We start from the raw sequence: 19,823 nt of genomic DNA on the forward strand, positions 1-19,823 counted from the left end.
TTCCCTCTCCTGGTCGATGGTTAGCCGACATTATGAAGGTTCCGCGTCAAGGTCTGCAGCAAAACTTCCCCGGCGCCGCCTGCCCGCGCCATGCCCCGGCAAGCGCGCCGGCCCGCAACACTCCTGACAGTTACTGTCAGGAGTGCCGGCGCACAATCGCGGCCCGATCACGCCCGCAACGCGGGCAGGAGACTGCGATGCAATTGCTGATCCAACTCGATGTCGACGACCTCGCGCGCGGCATCGGCTTCTATCGACGCGGACTGGGACTGAGCCTGGCGCGCACCCTGTCCGGCGGCGCGGTGGCGGAAATGCGCGGCGGCGGCGCGCCGATCTACCTGCGCGCGGGCCGCGCCGCCATGCCCGGCATGCGGCGCCCGCGCCGGACGCCCGCGCGGCTCGACTTCGTCGTGGCCGACCTGGAAGCCGCCATCGAGCGCGCGCTGGCAGCGGGCGCCGAACTGGAAGACTGGCCGCAGGACCTGCCCGAGGGCCGCTGCGCCATGCTGTGCGATCCGTTCGGACACGGGCTGTGCTTCGTCGAATGGCACGGCCACGACCATGCGCCGCACCACGCGCCGGCGGCGGGCCGCCCGCCCCGCCGGGCGCCCGCGCGCGGCGGGGCCCTGCCTGGCTGAGCCGGCCACGCGCGGCGATAATGGCGGCAGCACATCCACGTGGGCGGAGGAAAACCCGATGAGCGACGACCCGCCATCCGGCGGCCGGACCGGCCGCCTGCTGTCCGACGGCTTCGCGCTGCGCTACCGGCTCGAGGGCGAAGGCGAGGACCCGCCCCTGCTGGTCGTCGGCAGCGCCATCTACCATCCGCGCACCTTCTCGCAGGCGCTGCGGCGCAGGCGCCGGCTGGCCTTCATTGACCACCGCGGCTTCGCCGGCATCGAGCGGCCGCTGGCCGCGCAGGACGCCGCGCTCGAACGGGTCGTCGGCGACATCGAACGGATGCGGCTGCACCTGGGCCTGGCCCGCGTGGACATCCTCGGCCATTCCGGCAACGGCTACCTGGCGCTGGAATACGCGCGCCGTTTCCCCGCGCATGTCGGCCACGTGGTGGCCGTGGCGACCAGCCCGGATTTCTCGCCGGCGCACCTGGCGGCGCAGGAGCGGCGCTGGCAGGAAACCGTCGCGCCGGAACGCAAGCGCATCGACGCGGAACAGATGGCGGCGCTCGCCCGGGACCTCGCCGCGCAGCCGGACCAGGGCTTCATCGCGCTGTGCATCCGGATGCGCGCGCGCAGCTGGTTCGACCCGCGCTACGACCCCGCGCCGCTGTGGCGCGGCGTGCGCGTGAACATGCCGGTCATCGACCGGCTGTGGGGCGAGACCTTCCGCGATCTCGACATGCATGCGCTGCTGCGCGAGGTCCGCGCGCCGATCCTGCTCGCGCTCGGGCGCTGCGACTACCTGAGCGCGCCGGCCTCGGCCTGGGACGCCTATCGCGCCGACGCGCGCCGGCTGACCGTGCGGCACTTCGAGCGCAGCGCGCACTCGCCGCAGATGGAGGAGCCCGCGCTGTTCGACCAGGCCCTGCTGGAACATCTGCAAGGCTGAACGCAAGGCGGGCGGCAGCGCCGCGCGCCCTGCCGTCACCAAGACGCGCAGACCGGCGAGAGCGCAACGCCGGCGCCCCGCCAGCCCCGCGGCCGCGCTCAGCGGATCTGCAGGTCGCGCCTGATCTGCGCGCTGCCCTGCCTGACCGTGATGGTCAGGACGTCGCCCGAGACCGGCGGCGTCGCCAGGCTGGCCAGGTACTGGAAGCGGATGCCGGTCTGGATGCTCTGGAACAGGCCGGCCAGGTCGGTGCCCTCGACCCGCTTGTATTCGCCGCCGGTGTCGGCCGCCATCTTCTGCATGTCGGGCTCGTTGACGTCGCCCTGCCTGCCGAACGCGACCGTGTACAGCGGCACGCCCTTGGCCTGCGCCGCGCCGATGACGCTGGCGGGCGAGTACGGCGAGACATTGTTCTGCCCGTCTGTCATCGCCACCACGATGCGGCGCGCGTTGACCCCGGCATCGAGCAGGCCGAGGCCGGCCTGCGTGGCGGCATAGAACGCCGTGGTGCCGCCATAGCGGTAGCCGCCGCGGATCTGCCAGTCGCCGGTGGCCGGGTGGACCGGGTCGGGACCGTTGCCGCCGTAGATCTGCGAATCGTCGTTGTACAGGTCCACCACCGGGCGCAACGCGGCGATGTCCTGCGTCAGCCCGCTGGCGCTGAAGCGGTAAGCGGCCACCGCCGCGCCGCCGCGATACCAGTTGTAGTTGCGCGCCAGGTTGGCATCGTCGATCTTCTCCACCTTGCTGTCGAAGATCACCACGCCGGCCTCGTCGGCGCCGCTGCGCAGGCCGTCGAGCAGCACGTGGCCGGCCGCGCCGGCGATCCGCAGCGCGCTCTTGCCGGTCGTGCCGACCGCGCCGAACATCGAGCCGCTGGCATCCATCACCATCGCCACGCTGGCATTCTGCGCGGCGCTGGCGCCGTAGGACAGCGCGCCCAGCGGCAACGCCGTGCCGGCCACGGCAAAGCCGAAATCCGCGGCGGCCAGGCCCAATACGGCCTTGCCGGTCTTGTCGTCGGTCACGGTCAGCGCGACCTTGCCGCCACCGAGGTCCTGGACCACGCTGAGTACGTAGGTGGCGTTGGCCGGCAGCGCCGACACCGGCGGCTTGCCGGCGCCCGCGCCGACGATGAAGGACGACAGCGGACGGCTGATCGCGCCCAGGCTGCCGGGCTGGGCATGCGCCTGCACCGCGGTGTCGGGCACGTCGCCCGAGAAGGCCCCGCAGGCATCGGTGGTCAGGGTGGCGACCACCGTGCCGTCGGCGCTGCTGAAGTGCACGGCGAGCGCGGCGAGCGGGTCGTAGCCATCGGGCACCTCGGGGCAGGCCACGCTGGCGGGCTTGCGCAGCGCCGTGCCCGCCTGGCGCACGATCATGATGCCGCGCGCGGCGCTGTCCTGCGGCTGTACCAGGACGCCGGCCACCGCCACCGTCTTCGGCGCGGCGGGAGCCGAAGGATCGGGGCTGGCCGGCGCCATGCCCGCGGGCGTGCCATTGCCATCGTCGGAGCCGCCGCAGGCGGCCAGTACCGCCACCGCCAGCAGGCTGAGCACGGCATGTCGAAATTCGCGCATCGATTCTTCCTCGGGAAAATGCAGTTATCGTTCTGTCGCGACGCATTCGCGCGGCCATGCCTGCCGGCGACGCAAGCGCATTCGCCCGCCGATGATTCCATCGCCGGCCCGGAAAAGGCGTCAGCCGTATTTGTACGAAGCGAGGGAAACGTCTGGCGATGGTGACAAAAGGAACAAAGCCGCCGCGCTTGATCCAGCGCAAGGAATCGAGGCGGCGGATGTGCCGCCGGCCGGCCGCGCGCGCCGCCACGCCAAACGGATAAGCAAGCGCGCTTTGCTTCGTTGGTGGCGCGCGCGGCTTGTTCTATCGTCAAGCCTTCGCAGGCCCTGCGCGGCACTCCCGCGCTCCACGCAACCCGAGTACAAGACCCGCGCCGTGGACCGCCGGGTGCCCGGCGAAGGCCATCCGCAACCGGGGACATTCCAATGAGCGCCACCACACGCCCGCGCCAGCTTCACCTCAACATCAACCTGCTGCACTCTGGCTTCGTGCCGTCCGCGTGGCGGCTGCCCGAGGCCGATCCCTACGCCTTCGCCGACGTGCGCCACTACGTGCGCGTGGCGCGGATCGCCGAGGCCGCCAAGCTCGACGCCGTGTTCCTGGCCGACAGCGCCGCCATCGTCGACCAGATCCACTTCCGCCCGATCACCGCGCTGGAGCCGACCGTGCTGCTGGCCAGCGTCGCCGCGGCCACCACGCATATCGGCCTGATCGGCACGGCCTCGACCAGCTACAACGAGCCCTACAACATCGCGCGGCGCTTCGCCACGCTGGACCACGTGAGCGGCGGGCGCGCCGGCTGGAACGTCGTGACCACCGCCGACGTGCCATCGGCGCGCAACTTCGGGCGCGAGGCCGCGCCGGACCACGCGCAGCGCTACGCGCGCGCGGCCGAGTTCACCGCGGTGGTCAAGGCGCTGTGGGACAGCTGGGAGGACGACGCCTTCATCGGCGACAAGGCCGGCGGGCGCTTCGTCGATCCCGGCAAGGTGCATCCGGTCGCCCATCACGGCGAGCACTTCAGCGTGCAGGGCCCGCTCAACCTGCCGCGCCCGCCGCAGGGCCACCCGGTGGTGGTGCAGGCCGGCGGCTCCGCCGACGGGCGCGAACTGGCCGCGCGCCATGCCGAGGCGGTGTTCTCGGCCTCGCAGTCGTTCGAGGAATCGCTGGCCTACGGGCGCGAGCTCAAGTCGCGCGCGCAGGCGCTCGGGCGCGGGCCGGACGCGGTGCAGGTGCTGGCCGGCCTCACCACCATCATCGGCGCCACCGAGGCGCAGGCACGCCGGCGCCGCGACGAGCTGGTCGACCTGATCCCGTGGGACTACAGCCTCGCGCGGCTGGCCGGCATCCTCGGCATCGCGCCGGAGCGCCTCAGGCTCGACGAGCGCCTGCCCGACAACCTCGCGCTGCCCGCCAGCGGCAACGGCAACCACACCTTCTTCAACGCCACGCTGGCCACCGCGCGCCGCCACGGCTACACCGTGCGCGAGCTGGTGCGCGAGCTGGCCGGCGGCGGCGGGCACCGCGTGATCGTCGGCACGCCCGAGCAGATCGCCGACGACATCGAGCACTGGTTCCGCCACGGCGCCGCCGACGGCTTCAACCTGATGCCCGACGCCCTGCCCGGCGGGCTGCAGGATTTCGTCGACGGCGTGGTGCCGATCCTGCAGCGCCGCGGCATCTTCCGCACCGAGTACGAAGGCACCACCCTGCGCGACCACCTCGGGCTGGCGCGCCCGCGGGGCCGGCAAGGCGCGCGCAAGGCCGCCTGACACGCAAGGGACAACCAACCAAGGGACAACTCATCATGGCTCAACGCAGCGGCTTCCTCAGCCTGGGCGCTTTCCTCTATCCGAGCGGCCACCACATCGCCGCCTGGCGCCACCCCGACGCCAAGGCCGACGCCGGCATCGACTTCAAGCACTACGTGGCGCTGGCGCAAGCCGCCGAGGCCGCCAAGTTCGACCTGGTCTTCCTCGCCGACGGCGTGGGCACGCGCGGCGACGACGTGGAATTCCTCAGCCGCACCGCGCACAGCTACCAGGCGCAGTTCGAGCCGATCACGCTGCTGTCCGCGCTGGCCGCCGTGACCGAGCGCATCGGCCTGATCGGCACCGCCTCGACCAGCTTCAACGAGCCGTACCACATCGCCCGCAAGTTCGCCTCGCTCGACCACATCTCGGGCGGGCGCGCCGGCTGGAACCTGGTCACGTCGTCGAGCGAGCACGAGGCGCACAACTTCAACCGCGAGCACCACTTCGCGCATGCCGACCGCTACGAGCGCGCCGCCGAGTTCGCCGACGTGGTGAGCGGCCTGTGGAACAGCTGGGAGGACGATGCCTTCCTGCGCGACAAGGCCAGCGGCCGCTACTACGACCCGGCGCGGCGCCACGTGCTCGGGCACAAGGGCAAGCATTTCCAGGTGCACGGCCCGCTCAACGTCTCGCGCACGCCGCAGGGCCATCCGGTGGTGGTGCAGGCCGGCTCGTCCGAGGCCGGCAAGGAACTGGCCGCGCGCACCGGCGAGGCCGTGTTCACCGCGCAGCAGACCGTGGAGGACGCGGTGGCGTTCTACGCCGACGTGAAAGGCCGCCTCGCCAAGTATGGCCGCGAAGCGGACGACCTCAAGATCCTGCCCGGCGTGTTCCCGGTGGTCGGCCACAGCGAGAGCGAAGCGCGCGAGAAGTTCGAGCAGCTGCAGTCGCTGATCGACCCGGTGGTGGGCCTCGCGCTGGTGTCCAGCCTGAGCGGCGGCTTCGACCTGTCGGGCTACCCGCTCGACGGCCCCATCCCCGAACTGCCCGAGACCAACGCCAGCAAGAGCCGCCAGCGCCTGCTGATCGACCTCGCGCGGCGCGAGAACCTGACCATCCGCCAGCTCTACCAGCGCGTGGCCGGCGCGCGCGGCCACTGGCAGCTGGTCGGCACCGCGGAGCAGATCGCCGACCAGCTCGAAGAACGCTTCCGCAAGTACGGCGCGGACGGCTACAACATCATGTCGCCGGTGCTGCCCGGCGGCCTCACCGATTTCATCGCGCTGGTGCTGCCGGAGCTGCGCCGGCGCGGCCTGTTCCGCACCGAATACGCGGGCACCACGCTGCGCGAGCACCTCGGGCTCAAGCGCCCCGCCCATCCCGCCGCGCAAGCCAGCGCCGGCCAGACCACGCCGACCACCGCCATCGCCGCATGACCGACCTGTCCTCCCTCGCCCAAGCCGGCGCCGCCGCCGATCCCGATTTCCTCGCGCGCGAGACGCTGCGCCTGATCGGCCCCGCGCCCGACGACTGGGTGCCCGCCCATGCCGGCATCGACCACAACGTCGCCATCGTCGGCGGCGGCCAGAGCGGCAGCGCCTACGCCTTCGCGCTGCGGCGCGCCGGCATCGGCCGCGTCACCGTGCTCGATGCCGCGCCCGACGGCGCGCGCGCGGGCGTGTGGCGCGAGCGCGCGCGCATGCAGAAGCTGCGCACGCCCAAGAACCTGGTCGGCCCCGAGCTCGGCCTGCCCGCGCTCGGCTTCCAGGCCTGGTACGAAGCGCGCCACGGCGCGCAGGCCTACGCCGCCATCGACCGCATTCCGCGCCTGGCCTGGGCCGACTATCTCGACTGGTTCCGCAGCTTCCTCGGCATCGACGTCCGCTACGGCACGCGCGTGAAGCGCATCGAACCCGTGACCGGCGCCGCCGTGCCGCACTTCCGCCTGCACCTGGAGATCGACGGCCAGCCGCGCACCGAGACCGCGCGCAAGGTCATCCTCGCCAGCGGCGTGGCCGGCAACGGCGCGCCGTTCGTGCCGGCCGTGCTGTCGGCGGCGGTAGCCGCGGGCCTGGCCGCCCACACCGCCGACGCCATCGACTTCGCCGCGCTGCGCGGCAAGACCGTGGCCGTGCTCGGCGCCGCGGCCTCCGCCTTCGACGCCGCCGCGGTCGCGCTCGAAGCCGGCGCCGCCGCCGTGCACCTGTTCGCGCGGCGCGATCACATTGCCGCCACGCCGGTCTCGCGCATCCGCGCCTACCCCGGCCTCTACGACAACTACCATGCGCTGCCCGACGCCACGCGCTGGGAACAGGCCCTGCGCTACCGCCGCGCCGGCTCCACGCCGCCGGCCGACTCGGTGGAGCGCGTGCTCGGCTTCGAACAGTTCCACCTGCACCTGAGCGCGCCGTGGCGCGCGGCCGAGATCGAAGGCGGACGCATCGCCGCGCAGGTACGCGGCGAGACGCTGCGCTTCGACTTCGCCATCGCCGGCACCGGCTACCTGGTCGACCCCGCCGCCCGGCCCGAGCTGGCCGACATCGCGCCGCACGTGCTGCGCTGGCGCGACCGCTACCAGCCGCCAGCCGACGCGCGCGACGACGAACTGGGCGCCTCGCCGTACCTCGGCAGCGGGCTGGAATACCTGGAAAAGACGCCCGGCAGCGCGCCGTGGCTGCGCGACATCCACGTGCACAACCCGGGCGGGTTCGCCAGCACCGGCGTGCCGCTCGGCGACGTGCCGAGCATGCGGCGCGATATTCCTGGCGCGGTGGCGCGCATCAGCCGGGATTTGCTGTTGGCGGATTTGCCGCTGCATAAGCGGCGTATTCGGGGGGAGGTGCCGGTGGATTTTGGGCCGGAGTTCTATGCCGCGGCATTGTGGAAGGGGGAGGATTTGGAGGTTGAGTGATAGTTTTTATTAATATTTATAAAGATAAAACTCAACTTCTAATTCAAAATCGTTAACTTCTTCAAAGTCAAAGTCAAAATCAAAGTCAAAGGCTTTCGCGCCCCCGGCGCGACTTACTTTCTTTTATCCGAAAAGAAAGTAAGCCAAGAAAGCGGACTCTTGCAGAGGGCTGGGCGCTCAGACTTTATGTCTGGTGGTGGTTTCGTGGTGGGCGCATTGGCTTCGATGAGACTGCTGACGCTACTGGTTTGCTCGCCTGCTGCGTCACGGATGGTGTTCGATTCGTGGTGGCGCTGCATGATGACGGTGGCCCAGGCCCTTCAGGCTGCTGCCGCGACCAGAGCGGATGCACACGGCATAGGGACGGTACTGGTTTCGTAGTGGGCGCGGTGGCCCCAACGCAAGAGTCCCCGCCAACACCCGCGCTCCGGTCCACCACGCCCACCACGAAAACACGAGGGTGCTATGTCGTGGCGGCTAAAACCGGTAACGGCAGATGGCCGAACCAGCAGTGCATTCGCCATCATAGGTCTGACCCCGCAACCAACACCACCAGCCAGATCGTGGCCAGTCGAACCGGTAACGGCAGGATGCCAGCAGAACCGCAAACCCCACGACGAAACCACCAACCCTGGAAATCCCAACGTTTCTGCCCCTGCCGGCCAGGCAGTCCGCTTTCTTGGCTTACTTTCTTTTCGGATAAAAGAAAGTAAGTCGCGCCGGGGGCGCGAAAGCCTTTGACTTTGACGTTGACTTTAAGCCGTTGACTTTGACTTTAAGAAGTTGACTTTGAAGTAGCCTTTGCCTTTGAATTTCTTATCCCTCCCCCTAATACCCCCTCCCCACCTCATAAACATCCTCCACCTCCCCTCCACCCTCCGCCATGCGAATCAACTCCGCCACCCGCCGCGCCCGATCCCGCCGCGAAGGCGTCGCCGCGCAATGCGGCGTGACGATGACCCTGGGGTGATCCCACAACGGCGAAGACTCCGGCAGTGGCTCGACATCGAACACGTCGAGCAGCGCGCCGCCGAGGTGCCCGCTATCGAGCGCATCGAGCAAATCCCCCTGCACCACGTGCGCGGCGCGCCCGGCGTTGAGCAGTTGCGCGCCGCGCGGCAGCATGGCGAGGCGCTCGCGGTTGAGCAGGCCGGCCGTGCCGGCGGTCTGCGGCAGCAGGTTGACGAGGATGTCGCTGCGCGCCAGGAAATCCGGCAACTGCGCCATGCCGTGGTATGTGGCCACGCCGTCGATGGCCTTGGCCGAGCGCGACCAGCCCTGCACCGAGAATCCCATGCCCGCCAGGTAGCGCGCCGCGTGCAGCCCGAGCGCGCCCAGCCCCATCACGCCCACGCGCGTGCGCTGCGCCAGCGGTGTGGGCGGCGGCGCGCGCCAGCGGCGCTGCTGCTGGTCGCGCGCGCTGCCACCCATGCCGCGCATCAGCATCAGCGCGCCCATCGCCACGAACTCGGCCATGCCTTGCTGCGTCTCCGGCAGCACCAGCCGCGCCAGCGGCAGGCCGGGCGGCAGCAGGTCGTCGGCCAGCATGTGCTCGATGCCGGCGCCGGCGCTGATCGCCAGCCGGAGGTTGGGGTAGCGCGCCAGCGCGCCGCGCTCGGGCTCCCACACCAGCGCGTAGCGCACCGCCGCGGCCGGCACGCCGGGGTCGCCCCACAGCCGCACCTCGGCCTCGGGCAGCACGGCGGCAAACGCATCGCGCCATTCGGGCAGCGCCTGCGCGCCGCCGGACTTGATCAGCAGGATCATGCGCAAACCCCGGCGCCGCCGCTCAACGCTCGACCAGCCGGTTCCACTGCCGGTCCCAGTTGGCGCGGTTCTGGTTGATCTGGCTCCAGTCGACCGTCACCGCGGTCTTGAGGTATTCCTTCATCCGCGCCAGCTCCTGCCCGGCCTTGCCGGTGGCCGTCACCTCGGTGTTGGTCGGGTTGTACGAGCCGCCTTCCAGCGCGGCCTTCTGCGCGGCGGCGGTCAGCAGGTAGGCGGCGAGCTTCTGCGACAGCTCCGGCTCCGAGTTGTTGGCGATCACGCACTGGGCCACCATCAGCACCACCGCGCCTTCCTTGGGCTGGGCATAGGCCACCGGCAGCCCCTTGCCCTGGAAGATGGTGGTCATGCTGGGCGTGAACGGAAAGATCGCCGCCTCGCCGGACTGCACCATCTCCGACAGCTTGGCCGAGTTCGACACGTATTCCAGCACGTTGGGGCCGACCGTCTGCGGCCACGCCTTGAAGCCGGGCTCGGCGTTGGACTCGCTGCCGCCGCGGATGCGGTTGAGCATCAGGAAGCCGTGCAGGCCGAAGGTGGACGACGGCAGCGACTGGAACACCACCTTGTTCTTGTACTTGGGATCGGCCAGGTCCTGCCAGGAGGTGGGCGGCGCCCAGTTCTTCTCCTTGAACACGCGCGTGTTGTAGCCGAGGCCGGTCATGCTCATGGTCACGCCGGTGGCCATGTCGCCCTCGATGTGGGCCTGCGGATAGAGCGCCTTGCCGGCGGCGGAGGCCGGCTGCTTCTCGCACAGGCCCATGCGGATGGCGCGGTACATCAGGCCGTCGTCGAGGAACATCACATGCATCTGCGGCTTGGCGCGGGCGGCCAGCGCCTTGGCCATGATGTCGGACGAGGTGCCGGGCACCACCACGATCTTGACGTCGTTGGCCTTCTCGAAGGCCTTGAACACGAAGTCCGTGTAGGTCTTTTCCATCGAGCCGCCGTTCATGCCGACGTACAGCGTGCGCGTCGCGGCATGCGCGCCGGCGGCGAGCAGCAGCGAAGCGGCGGCCATGCCGGCGGCGGCCCGGATCTGTTTAGCGAACGGTCTGGTCATCAATGCACTCCTTTGGCGATGCGGGGTGAGTCAGCGGGGGAAGCAGCAGGCACGCCCGTACCCGGCGCGAAGCGGCGCAGGTCGAAGGCGGCGATCGGGGTCGTGGTGGCGCCGTCGGCCACCAGCTCGGCCAGCACCGCGCCGGCGGCGGGGCCGACCTCGAAGCCGGCGCCGGAAAAACCGAAGCCGTGGAACAGGCCCGGCACGCGCGGGCTGGCGCAGAGCACCGGCTGGCGGTCGGGCAGGTAGCCTTCGATGCCGCTCCAGGTGCGGATGATCTGGGCCTGTTCCAGGCGCGGGATCAGCGTGGCGATGCGGCGCATCTGCGCCAGGATCGCGGCGGTGGTGGAGCGGATCGCGTCCACGCCGGACGCGCCCGGCTCGACCCGGCCGCCGCCCAGCACCACGTTGCCGCGCGCGACCTGGCGGCAGTACACGTCGCCGCCCTCCATGCCCAGGCTCAGCGGCAGGAAGAACGGCAGCGGCTCGGTGACGGCCATCGCCGGGTGGCCCTGGGTCAGCGGCGCCGCGTCGCCGAAGCGCGCGGCCAGCGGGCCGGCCCAGGCGCCGGCGCAATTGAGCAGGTTGGGCGCGCGCACGGTCAGGCCCGAGGCGGTGGTGGCGACGAAGCCGGCGCCACCGTGCTCCACCTGCAGCACCGCCTCGCGCTCGCGGATGACGGCGCCGGCGGCCGCCGCGGCGCGCGCGAAGGCCGGCGACACCAGGCGCGGATTGGCCTGCCCGTCGTCCGGGCAGAGCGAGGCGCCGGCCAGCCCGGCGCCGAGCCACGGATAGCGCCGGCGCAATTCGCCGGGGCCGAGCAGTTGCAGCGCCAGGCCGTAGGGCTGCGCGCCGTCGCGATAGCGCTCGAGCTTGGCCATGTCGTCCGCCGTGCGCGCCAGTTTCAGGTGGCCGCTGCGCACGTATTCGCCGTCGGTGCCGAGCAGCGCCGGCAGGTCCTGCCAGATGCGGTGCGCGCGCTGCGCCAGCGGCAGTTGCGCGAAGGCGCGCCCCTGGCGCCGCACGCCGCCGTAGTTCACGCCGCTGGAGCGCGAGCCGCACAGGTCGCGCTCCAGCAGCACCACCGACAGGCCGCGCGCGCGCAGCGCCAGCGCGGCCGACGCGCCGACGATGCCGCCGCCCACGACCAGCGCGTCGGCTTGCAGGGTTTCAGCCATGATTGCCCTCCCCGCCGGCGGCGAGGCCGGAGATCGGCACCGGCTTGACCGGCGCCTGCCCGCGGATGCGGCCCACCAGCTCGAGCGGCCGCGCGCAGGCATCGGCCAGCAGCTCGGCGCCGGCCACGCCGCACATGCGGCCCTGGCAGCGGCCCATGCCGACCCGGCACAGCGCCTTCATGCGGTTCATCTCGTCGGCGCCCTGCTCGCGCGCCGCGCGGCGGATCTCGCCCGCCGTGACCGCCTCGCAGCGGCACACCACGGTGTGATCGGGCACCTGCGCGGCCCAGTCGCGCGGAAACGGAAACGCGCGCTCCAGCCCGGCGCGGAACGCGGCGATGCGCGCCAGCCGCGCATCGAGCTTCGCCGCCCGCGCCGCGTCGACGGCGATGCCGCGCTGCGCGAGCAGCGTCAGCGCCGCGCGCTCGCCGGCCAGCTCGGCCGCGTCGGCGCCCATGATGCGCGCGCCGTCGCCGGCCACGAACACACCCGGCACGCTCGCCCGGCCCTGCTGCTGCGCGACCAGATGCGCGCGCTGCTGCGGATCGAACGCGAAGCCGCAGCCGAGCAGGTCGGCCAGTTGGCTCTCCGGGCGCAGGCCGTAGCCGAAGCCGAGCGCGTCGCAGGCGATGCGGTGGGTCGCGGACGGATCGGTGCGCGAGACCCAGTGCACGGCCTCCACGCCATGTTCGCCCTCGACGCGCGCCAGGCGCGCGTTCGCGTGGATCGGCACGCCGTGCAGCCGCAGCCACGCCACGTAGTACAGCCCCTTGGCCAGCACCGCCGGCAGCCGGCACATCGGCAGCAGCGCGCCGGCCTGCTCCGCCGTGCTGGCGTAGTCGAGCACGGCGCGCACGTCGGCGCCGGCCTTCTTGTACTGGTAGGCCACCAGGTACAGCAGCGGCCCGCTGCCGGCCAGCACCACCTGCTGGCCGATGGCGCAGCCCTGGAACTTGAGCGCGACCTGCGCGCCGCCCAGCGAATACACGCCCGGCGTGGTCCAGCCCGGCACCGGCAGGATGCGGTCGGTGGCGCCGGTGGCCAGGATGATGTCGCGCCACGGCAGGCTCGCGTGGCGGCCGCTGACGGCTTCCCACAGGTCGAGCACGTGCCCGTCGGCATTCCAGACCAGCTGGCCGGGCCGGTAGTCGACGTGCGGCAGCAAGGCCGCGAAGGCCTCGTGCAGCGCGCGCGCGCGGCCCGCCTCGAAGCCGTACAGCTGCCGCGCGCTGCGGCGGAAGCCGTCCGGCTGCTGCCGGTAGATCTGCCCGCCCCAGCGCGGCGCCTCGTCGATCACCACCGGGCGCAGGCCGTGGCGCACCAGCGTCTGCGCCGCGCGCACGCCGGCCGGGCCGGCGCCGACGATGACCGTGTTGCCGTCGCGCGTCATGCCCGCTCCTCCGCTTGCTCCGCTGGCTCGGCCTGCGCCGCGGCGAACACCGGCGCCGTGCGCAGGCGCATGCCGGCGCGCAGCGGGGTCGCGCAGGCGCGCACGCGCTCGCCGCCCTCGAGCCACACCAGGCAGTCCTGGCAGGCGCCCATCAGGCAGAAGCCTGCGCGCGGCGCGCCGGTGAATTCGTTGTCGCGCAGGCGCCGGCGCTGGACCAGGATGGCGGTCAGCACGGTGTCGCCCTCGAGGCCTTCGCAGAACACGCCGTCGAGCTCGAAGCGCAGCACGGCGCGCCGCTGCTCCTGCAGCCGCCGCAACTGGCCGGCGCCGCGCGCGGAATCGGATGGCGTGCTCATGCGCGCCCCACCAGCATGCGGTCGAGGCCGTAGACGCGGTCGATGACCAGCATCGCCGCCGCGGTCAGCGCGATCATCAGCGCGGACACCGCGGCCATCATCGGGTCCAGCGACTCGGTCGCGTACATGTACATGCGCACCGGCAGCGTGACCGTCGACGGCGAGGTGACGAAGATCGACATGGTGACTTCGTCGAAGCTGTTGATGAAGGCCAGCATCCAGCCGCCGGTGACGCCGGGCAGGATCATCGGCAGCACGATGCGGCGGAACACCGTGGCGCGGCTCGCGCCCAGCGACACCGCGGCCTGCTCGGCGCTGGCGTCGAAGCCGGTCAGCGCGGACACCACCTGGCGCAGCACGTAGGGCGTGATGACCATGGTGTGGGCCAGCAGCAGCCAGCCCAGGCTGCCGGCGCCGCCGACCAGCGAGAACATGCGCATCAGCGCCACGCCCAGCACCAGGTGCGGGATCAGCAGCGGCGACAGCAGCAGGCTGTTGACCAGGTTGCGCCCCGCGAACGCATGGCGCGTGATGGCGATGCCGGCCGGCACCGCGATCAGGCAGCACAGCGTGGCGCTGGCCACGGCCAGCCCCAGGCTGGTCCAGAACGACTGCAGGAATTCGTCGTGCTCCAGCAGCGTGCGGAACCAGCGCAGCGAGAACGCGGTGGTCGGCAGGCTCAGCGTTTCGCCGGGCGTGAAGGCCACCAGGCAGACGACCAGCAGCGGCGCCACGGTGAAGGCGATCACCAGCGCGTTGAAACACAGGGCGAGAGGTCCGTTCTTGTTCATGGCGTTCACCCCAGGCGCTTCTTGTAGCGCTGCTCGAGCAGGCGGTTGTAGCTGAGCATGATGAGCAGGTTGGCCAGCAGCAGCACGATGGCGATGGCCGCGCCGAGCGGCCAGTTGAGGGTGTTGAGGTATTCGTCGTAGACCAGCGTGGCCACCATCTTCAGGCGGCGCCCGCCGAGCAGGCCGGGAATCGCGAACGAGCTGGCGCTCAGGCCGAACACGATCAGGCTGCCGGAGAGAATGCCCGGCGTCATCTGCGGCAGCACGATGCGGCGCATGGTGGTCAGGAACGAGGCGTTGAGCGAGAGCGCGGCATCGGCGGCGCTCGGGTCGATCTTCTGCAGCGTGGTCCACACCGGGATGATCATGAACGGCAGCATCACGTGCACCAGCCCGATCACGATCCCGAGGTTGGTGTAGAGGATGCGCACCGGCGCGATGCCGAGCGCGCCGAGCATCTGGTTCACCAGCCCGGCGTTGCCCAGCAGGATGCTCCAGCCGAACGCGCGCACCACCACCGACACCAGCAGCGGCGCCAGCACCGCCACCAGCAGCACCGAGCGCCACGGATTGCGCATGCGGCTAAGGATGAAGGCCTGCGGCACGCCCACCAGCACGCACACCAGCGTCGTCACCAGCGCGATCCAGAAGGTGCGCCACAGGATCTCGTAGTAATAGGCATCGGTGACGATGGCCAGGAAGTTGGCCAGCGTGACGCCGCCGGCCACGCTGCCGGTGTCGTGGTCGAACACGCTGAAGGCCAGCATGGCGGTCAGCGCCAGCGGCGTGACCAGCATCACCAGGAACAGGACCAGGCCGGGCGCCGACATCAGCCACGGCCACGGGCGCGCCCTGGGCGGCCCTTGCAGGGTTGCGGCGGTGCTCATGCCGCCACCGCCTGCACCGCTGCCGGCGCCGCCGCGCCGGTGGCTGCCGGGGCCGGCAGCAGGCGCGCGCTGTCGTCACGCCAGGTGATGCCGACCTGCTCGCCGTCCTGCTGCGGCGGCGGGCCGTCGTTGCTCTGCATCGCCAGCAGCTCGCCGAGCGGGCTGGCGATGCGGTGCAGCCAGTGGCTGCCCATGAAGAAGCGCTCGATCACGCGGCCATCGAAGCGGCCCGCGCCGGGCGCCACCAGATGCACCTTCTCCGGGCGCAGGCTGAACAGCACCGCGGCGCCGGCCTGGCAGGCCGCGCCGGGCAGGCCGACCACCAGCGCGGGCTGGCCCGCCAGCTCGATGCGCGGCAGCGCGCCGCCTTCGAGCACGCGCCCCGGGATCAGGTTGCTCTTGCCGACGAACGACGAGACAAACTCGGTGCGCGGCTGCTCGTAGAGCGCGTAGGGCTTGTCCACCTGCACCAGCACGCCCTGCTCCATCACCACCACGCGGTCGCTGACCGACATCGCCTCGTGCTGGTCGTGCGTGACCATGATGGTGGTGGTGCCGACCGTGCGCTGGATGCGCCGCAGCTCGAACTGCATTTCCTCGCGCAGCTTGGCGTCCAGGTTCGACAGCGGCTCGTCGAGCAGCAGCACCGGCGGCTCGATCACCAGCGCGCGCGCCAGCGCCACGCGCTGGCGCTGGCCGCCCGACAGCTCGCGCGGATAGCGCGCCTCGTAGCCGCGCAGGTGCACCAGCTCCAGCACGCGCGCCACGCGCGCGGCCTGCTCGGCGCGCGGCACCTTGCGCATCTCCAGGCCGAAGCGCACGTTCTCCTCCACGCTCATGTGGGGGAACAGCGCATAGGTCTGGAACACGATGCCGAGGCCGCGCGTGTTGGGCCGGGCATGGGTGATGTCGCGCCCGTCCAGCGCGATGCGCCCGCTGCTGACGGTGGCAAAGCCCGCGATCATCTGCAGCGTGGTGGTCTTGCCGCACCCCGAGGGGCCCAGCAGGGACACGAACTCGCCCCGCTCCACCGACAGGTTCATCGACCTGACGACCTGGTTGTCGCCATACGACTTGCTCACATTGCTCAAGGTAAGAAAGGACATGCGCTTTTTCCTGGGTGGCGGCGGCGGCATCCGGCGCATCGTGGGGGCGGGATCCGAACCGTTAGGAGACGGCTTATTTTGAGCAGGAAACATACCCGTTCGGTGAGATAATTCTGTTCAATGGGATTTTTATTCGTAAAATTCCATTGATTGAAATCAAGCGACCTTCTGCCGTTGCTTCAATTCCGACGAAAGAGATGCCGACTGTATGGAAGACGTAACGGAACCCGCCGCCGGCGGCGCCGCCCGGCTGTTTGCCGTGATGCGCGCGCTGGCGCTGCACCAGCACAGCGCATCGCGCGTCAAGGACGTGGCACAGGAAACCGGCCTGACGCAGGCCACCACGCACCGGCTGCTGCAATCGCTGGTCAAGGAAGGCATGGTCGAGCAGGACACGCGCTCCAAGCGCTATCGGCTGAGCATCGAGTTCTTCGCGCTGGCGGCCCAGGCCGGCAACCTGAGCGGGCTGCGCCAGCTTTGCCGCCCGGTGCTGCTCCGGCTGGGGGCGCGCCTCAACGACGCGATCTTCCTGCTGGTGCGCAGCGGTTTCGACGCCGTGTGCCTGGACCGCAACGAAGGGCCCTACGCCATCCGCACCTTCACCGGCGGCATCGGCGGGCGCGTGCCGCTGGGCGTGGGCCAGGCCGCCACCGCCATCCTCGCCTTCCTGCCCGACGAGGAGCGCGAGGCGGTGCTGCAGTTCAACCTGCCGCGGCTGCGCGAATACGGCCTGCTCGACGAAGTGTCGCTGCGCAGCGAGATCGAGCAGGTCCGCGAATGCGGCTACGCCTCGCGCCGCGCCGGGCTGCTCGACGGCATGGCGGGCGTGGCGGTGCCGATCCTGGACCGCGAAGGCCGCGCGGTGGCGGCGCTGGGCATCGGCACGCTGATCGAGCGGCTGAGCCCGGAGCGCCTGCCCATCGTGGTGGAGCTGATGCAGCGCGAGACCGCCGAGGTCGGCCGGCAGATCAACCCGTTCGACCCGGCGCTGTGGAATCCCGCGGCCGAGCTGACGCAGCGCTAGGCCGCGGCGGCAGGCGGGCCTAAAGTAAAGGCCGGCAAGGGCCGGATGCCCGACGGAGCCGAGCGATGAAACCTGACGACCCGGCCGCGCCGCTGGCGCCGCCCGCGGGCCGCCCCGTGACGGTCTGGGACGCGCCGACGCGGCTGTTCCACTGGCTGGCGGTGGTGCTGGTGGCCGTGGCCTACGTCACCGCCCGGCTGAACTGGATGGACTGGCACGCGCGGGCCGGCGAGATGCTGCTCGCGCTGGTTTTCTTCCGGCTGCTGTGGGGCTGCTGCGGCAGCGAGACCGCGCGCTTTCGCAGTTTCATGGCTTCGCCCGCCGCCGCTTGGCGTCACCTGCGCCACCTGCGCCACCTGTTCCGCCGCGAGGCCGACCTGCAGGTCGGCCACAACCCGGCCGGCGGCTGGATGGTGCTGCTGCTGCTCACGCTGCTGCTCGGCGAGACGCTCAGCGGGCTCTACATCAACAACGACATCGCCAACGAAGGGCCGCTGAGCGAATGGGTGCCGGCGCCGCTCGCCAATGCGATCTCGGCGCTGCACGCGCTGTTGTGGGATGCGCTGCTGGCGGCGGTGGCGCTGCACGTGCTGGCCATCGCGCTGTACGCGGCGGCCAAGGGCCAAGACCTGCTGCGCCCGATGCTGACCGGGCGCAAGCTCCTGCCCGCGCGCATCCCCGCGCCGCGCCGCGCGCCCGTGGCGCTGGCGCTGCTCATGCTGGCCGCGGGCGCGGCGGCGGCGGCGCTGCTGGCGGCGTATCTCTGATACGCGCGCCGCGCCGGCCGTCCGTTACGTCAGTCGCGTCAGTTGCTCCTGGGCGGCAGCACCTGGCCGCGGATCTCGCCGGACGGATGGTCCTTGGTATGCACGTTGATGTACATCTCGCCGGACGCGAACTCCTTCGCCTCGTCCGGCGACAGCGTGGCCTGGCCCTTGACGGGACTGGCCAGCGCGGCGCCCTTCTCGGCCAGCCAGACCTGCACGCCGGCGTTCTTGCCGGCCGCGGCGGGACCGTGGAAATGCGCCATCGTCGGCGCGCTGGACAGGCCGCTGAAGCTGATCGTCCAGGCGACCACCCGCGTGGCGGGATCATAGGTGAGGTCGGCGGAGCCGCTGCCCGCGGTCTGGACCGGCGGCACCTGCTGCGCGCCGGTCAGCGGCACCGTGAACGAAACGGGCGCCGCCATCGCCGCGGCCGCCGCAAGGCCGGCGAGCGCGGCGAACGCGGCGGACATTAGGCGCGCGCGCCGCGAGACCGGGGCACGCGGCGGAACAAGTATCGAAACCTGCATTTGATCGTCTCCTGTCCGGTCTGCCCGGGCCGGCCCGGGAAGCCGGGCCATGTGCCCGACTAGCATAGTCACTGGCAACCGCGCAGACAACCGCCGTACAGGGACCCGGGGGCCGGCAGGCGCGGGACCGCCGCGCCGCCACACTACCGGCTACGCCCTTACTCTGGCTGGATGCCGGCCGTCTTGATGATCTGCCCCCAGCGGCTCAGCTCCGCCAGCTGGAAGCGCCCCAGTTCCTCGGGCGAGGACAGCGCGGCCTCCATGCCGGTCTGCTCGACCACCTGCCTGACCTCGGGCGCGGCCATCGCGCGGCGCATCAGGTCGTTGAGGCGCTGCACCACCGGCGCGGGCGTGCTGGCGGGCGCGTACAGCGCGTTCCAGTAGCCGGCCTCGTAGCCGGGCAGCGTCTCGGCGATGGCCGGCACGCCGGGCACCAGCGCCGAGCGCTTCGGGCTGCTGATGCCGAGCGCGCGCAGCTTGCCGGCCTTGACCTGCGGCAGGCTGGCGGCGAGGTCGACGATCATCAGGTCGGTCTGCCCGGCCACCAGGTCGATCACCGCCTGCGGATTGGCCTTGTAGGGCACGTAGGTGAACTTGGTGCCGGTGGCCTGCTGGAACAGCTCGGTGGCCACCTGCGCCGACGAACTGCCGGAGCCGTAGCTCATCTTGCCCGGTTCTTTTTTGGCCAGCGCGACCAGCTCGCCCACGCTGTGCGCCTTGACCTGCGGGTTGACCACCAGCAGCTGGTAGCCCTTGGTCAGCAGCGAGACCGGCGCGAAGTCCTTGATCGGGTCGTAGGGCAGCTTCTTGAGCAGGTGCGGGTTGGCGGCCTGCGTGGTGTTGGTGGTCATGAACAGCGTGTAGCCGTCGGGCGCGGCGCGCGCCACGGTCTGGGCGGCGATGCCGCCGAAGGCGCCGGCGCGGTTGTCGACCACCACGGCCTGGCCGGTGAGCTTGGTCACTTCCATGCCGATGGCGCGCGCGAGTCCGTCGGTGGCGCTGCCGGGGCTGGAGCCGATCACGATCGTGATGGGATGGGTGGGATAGCCCTGCGCGGCGGCGGCGCCGCTCAACAACAGGGCGGCCAGCATGGCAAGCAGCGGGCGGTGGATCTGCATGGGTTGTCTCCTGCGG

The 19,823-nt window shown here is 71.2% G+C and carries 18 protein-coding genes; 7 read left to right on the forward strand and 11 right to left on the reverse strand.

The features are described 5' to 3' along the window. Window positions 1-197 precede the first annotated feature (197 nt). Window positions 198-638 carry a VOC family protein gene (locus tag KF708C_RS18305; protein WP_059412861.1) on the forward strand — a complete coding sequence of 147 codons (441 nt, stop codon included), beginning with the start codon at window positions 198-200 and terminating at the stop codon, window positions 636-638. Between the two features lie 58 nt (window positions 639-696). Then, window positions 697-1,569 carry an alpha/beta fold hydrolase gene (locus tag KF708C_RS18310; RefSeq protein ID WP_059412862.1) on the forward strand — a complete coding sequence of 291 codons (873 nt, stop codon included), beginning with the start codon at window positions 697-699 and terminating at the stop codon, window positions 1,567-1,569. 98 nt (window positions 1,570-1,667) lie between these two features. Here the strand turns inward: KF708C_RS18310 and KF708C_RS18315 are convergent, their stop codons facing one another. Further along, the gene (locus KF708C_RS18315; protein WP_059412863.1) at window positions 1,668-3,149 is read right to left on the reverse strand and encodes a vWA domain-containing protein; all 1,482 of its coding nucleotides are present in this window, start codon (window positions 3,147-3,149) and stop codon (window positions 1,668-1,670) included. A gap of 426 nt (window positions 3,150-3,575) precedes the next feature. Between KF708C_RS18315 and KF708C_RS18320 the strand changes: the two genes are divergently transcribed. From KF708C_RS18320 to KF708C_RS18330, 3 genes are read left to right on the forward strand one after another with little or no spacing between them, the layout of a single operon-like run. Beyond that, the gene (locus KF708C_RS18320; RefSeq protein ID WP_059412864.1) at window positions 3,576-4,922 is read left to right on the forward strand and encodes an LLM class flavin-dependent oxidoreductase; all 1,347 of its coding nucleotides are present in this window, start codon (window positions 3,576-3,578) and stop codon (window positions 4,920-4,922) included. 35 nt (window positions 4,923-4,957) lie between these two features. Further along, window positions 4,958-6,340, forward strand: coding sequence for an LLM class flavin-dependent oxidoreductase (locus KF708C_RS18325; protein WP_059412865.1), 1,383 nt, complete (start codon window positions 4,958-4,960; stop codon window positions 6,338-6,340). Beyond that, a complete protein-coding gene (locus tag KF708C_RS18330; protein ID WP_059412866.1) occupies window positions 6,337-7,815 on the forward strand; it encodes a SidA/IucD/PvdA family monooxygenase in 1,479 nt (492 codons plus the stop codon). The genes KF708C_RS18325 and KF708C_RS18330 overlap by 4 nt, the downstream gene beginning before the upstream one ends. 828 nt (window positions 7,816-8,643) lie before the next feature. On the opposite strand, the gene KF708C_RS18335 is transcribed toward KF708C_RS18330, so the two are convergent. The 8 genes from KF708C_RS18335 to KF708C_RS18370 are packed head-to-tail and all read right to left on the reverse strand — an operon-like array spanning window position 8,644 to window position 16,371. Continuing rightward, window positions 8,644-9,582 carry a 2-hydroxyacid dehydrogenase gene (locus KF708C_RS18335; protein ID WP_059412900.1) on the reverse strand — a complete coding sequence of 313 codons (939 nt, stop codon included), beginning with the start codon at window positions 9,580-9,582 and terminating at the stop codon, window positions 8,644-8,646. Between the two features lie 22 nt (window positions 9,583-9,604). Then, complete coding sequence (locus KF708C_RS18340; protein WP_020202724.1) at window positions 9,605-10,663, reverse strand: extracellular solute-binding protein; 1,059 nt, start codon at window positions 10,661-10,663, stop codon at window positions 9,605-9,607. Continuing rightward, window positions 10,663-11,841, reverse strand: a complete 1,179-nt coding sequence (locus tag KF708C_RS18345) for an NAD(P)/FAD-dependent oxidoreductase (protein ID WP_059412867.1) — start codon at window positions 11,839-11,841, stop codon at window positions 10,663-10,665. The genes KF708C_RS18340 and KF708C_RS18345 overlap by 1 nt, the downstream gene beginning before the upstream one ends. Further along, window positions 11,834-13,231 (reverse strand): NAD(P)/FAD-dependent oxidoreductase, encoded by a 1,398-nt coding sequence (locus KF708C_RS18350; RefSeq protein WP_059412868.1) that lies wholly within the window; start codon window positions 13,229-13,231, stop codon window positions 11,834-11,836. Before KF708C_RS18350 ends, KF708C_RS18345 begins: the two co-directional genes overlap by 8 nt. Further along, window positions 13,228-13,587 carry a (2Fe-2S)-binding protein gene (locus KF708C_RS18355; RefSeq protein ID WP_020202721.1) on the reverse strand — a complete coding sequence of 120 codons (360 nt, stop codon included), beginning with the start codon at window positions 13,585-13,587 and terminating at the stop codon, window positions 13,228-13,230. The genes KF708C_RS18350 and KF708C_RS18355 overlap by 4 nt, the downstream gene beginning before the upstream one ends. Beyond that, the gene (locus tag KF708C_RS18360; protein WP_059412901.1) at window positions 13,584-14,378 is read right to left on the reverse strand and encodes an ABC transporter permease; all 795 of its coding nucleotides are present in this window, start codon (window positions 14,376-14,378) and stop codon (window positions 13,584-13,586) included. The genes KF708C_RS18355 and KF708C_RS18360 overlap by 4 nt, the downstream gene beginning before the upstream one ends. A gap of 5 nt (window positions 14,379-14,383) precedes the next feature. Next, on the reverse strand, window positions 14,384-15,265 hold the full coding sequence (locus KF708C_RS18365; protein WP_059412869.1) for an ABC transporter permease: 882 nt from the start codon (window positions 15,263-15,265) through the stop codon (window positions 14,384-14,386). Next, entirely contained in the window at window positions 15,262-16,371 is a 1,110-nt protein-coding gene (locus KF708C_RS18370) for an ABC transporter ATP-binding protein (RefSeq protein ID WP_029043538.1), read from the reverse strand. The genes KF708C_RS18365 and KF708C_RS18370 overlap by 4 nt, the downstream gene beginning before the upstream one ends. Window positions 16,372-16,579: 208 nt before the next feature. On the opposite strand from KF708C_RS18370, the gene KF708C_RS18375 reads away from it, so the two are divergent. Next, window positions 16,580-17,395: an IclR family transcriptional regulator gene (locus tag KF708C_RS18375; RefSeq protein WP_059412870.1), complete on the forward strand. Its 816-nt coding sequence runs from the start codon at window positions 16,580-16,582 to the stop codon at window positions 17,393-17,395. A gap of 65 nt (window positions 17,396-17,460) precedes the next feature. Beyond that, a complete protein-coding gene (locus KF708C_RS18380; RefSeq protein WP_059412871.1) occupies window positions 17,461-18,162 on the forward strand; it encodes a cytochrome b/b6 domain-containing protein in 702 nt (233 codons plus the stop codon). A 38-nt stretch (window positions 18,163-18,200) separates the two neighbouring features. Here KF708C_RS18380 and KF708C_RS18385 read toward each other — a convergent pair whose 3' ends face one another. Together KF708C_RS18385 and KF708C_RS18390 are read right to left on the reverse strand one after the other, a co-directional pair. After that, window positions 18,201-18,632, reverse strand: coding sequence for a CHRD domain-containing protein (locus KF708C_RS18385; RefSeq protein WP_059412872.1), 432 nt, complete (start codon window positions 18,630-18,632; stop codon window positions 18,201-18,203). A 215-nt stretch (window positions 18,633-18,847) separates the two neighbouring features. After that, a complete protein-coding gene (locus KF708C_RS18390) occupies window positions 18,848-19,807 on the reverse strand; it encodes a Bug family tripartite tricarboxylate transporter substrate binding protein (protein WP_059412873.1) in 960 nt (319 codons plus the stop codon). Window positions 19,808-19,823: the final 16 nt, after the last annotated feature.

Source organism: Cupriavidus basilensis, from assembly GCF_000876015.1.
Classification (GTDB): domain Bacteria; phylum Pseudomonadota; class Gammaproteobacteria; order Burkholderiales; family Burkholderiaceae; genus Cupriavidus; species Cupriavidus basilensis_B.

Bases quoted from the DNA above. Each gene is read 5' to 3' on its own strand.
- KF708C_RS18315 (WP_059412863.1), bottom strand. From the start codon at position 3,149: ATGCGCGAATTTCGACATGCCGTGCTCAGCCTGCTGGCGGTGGCGGTA.
- KF708C_RS18360 (WP_059412901.1), bottom strand. From the start codon at position 14,378: ATGAACAAGAACGGACCTCTCGCCCTGTGTTTCAACGCGCTGGTGATC.
- KF708C_RS18325 (WP_059412865.1), top strand. From the start codon at position 4,958: ATGGCTCAACGCAGCGGCTTCCTCAGCCTGGGCGCTTTCCTCTATCCG.
- KF708C_RS18355 (WP_020202721.1), bottom strand. From the start codon at position 13,587: ATGAGCACGCCATCCGATTCCGCGCGCGGCGCCGGCCAGTTGCGGCGG.
- KF708C_RS18305 (WP_059412861.1), top strand. From the start codon at position 198: ATGCAATTGCTGATCCAACTCGATGTCGACGACCTCGCGCGCGGCATC.
- KF708C_RS18375 (WP_059412870.1), top strand. From the start codon at position 16,580: ATGGAAGACGTAACGGAACCCGCCGCCGGCGGCGCCGCCCGGCTGTTT.
- KF708C_RS18320 (WP_059412864.1), top strand. From the start codon at position 3,576: ATGAGCGCCACCACACGCCCGCGCCAGCTTCACCTCAACATCAACCTG.
- KF708C_RS18345 (WP_059412867.1), bottom strand. From the start codon at position 11,841: ATGGCTGAAACCCTGCAAGCCGACGCGCTGGTCGTGGGCGGCGGCATC.
- KF708C_RS18335 (WP_059412900.1), bottom strand. From the start codon at position 9,582: ATGATCCTGCTGATCAAGTCCGGCGGCGCGCAGGCGCTGCCCGAATGG.
- KF708C_RS18350 (WP_059412868.1), bottom strand. From the start codon at position 13,231: ATGACGCGCGACGGCAACACGGTCATCGTCGGCGCCGGCCCGGCCGGC.
- KF708C_RS18340 (WP_020202724.1), bottom strand. From the start codon at position 10,663: ATGACCAGACCGTTCGCTAAACAGATCCGGGCCGCCGCCGGCATGGCC.
- KF708C_RS18310 (WP_059412862.1), top strand. From the start codon at position 697: ATGAGCGACGACCCGCCATCCGGCGGCCGGACCGGCCGCCTGCTGTCC.
- KF708C_RS18330 (WP_059412866.1), top strand. From the start codon at position 6,337: ATGACCGACCTGTCCTCCCTCGCCCAAGCCGGCGCCGCCGCCGATCCC.
- KF708C_RS18390 (WP_059412873.1), bottom strand. From the start codon at position 19,807: ATGCAGATCCACCGCCCGCTGCTTGCCATGCTGGCCGCCCTGTTGTTG.
- KF708C_RS18380 (WP_059412871.1), top strand. From the start codon at position 17,461: ATGAAACCTGACGACCCGGCCGCGCCGCTGGCGCCGCCCGCGGGCCGC.
- KF708C_RS18365 (WP_059412869.1), bottom strand. From the start codon at position 15,265: ATGAGCACCGCCGCAACCCTGCAAGGGCCGCCCAGGGCGCGCCCGTGG.
- KF708C_RS18385 (WP_059412872.1), bottom strand. From the start codon at position 18,632: ATGTCCGCCGCGTTCGCCGCGCTCGCCGGCCTTGCGGCGGCCGCGGCG.
- KF708C_RS18370 (WP_029043538.1), bottom strand. From the start codon at position 16,371: ATGTCCTTTCTTACCTTGAGCAATGTGAGCAAGTCGTATGGCGACAAC.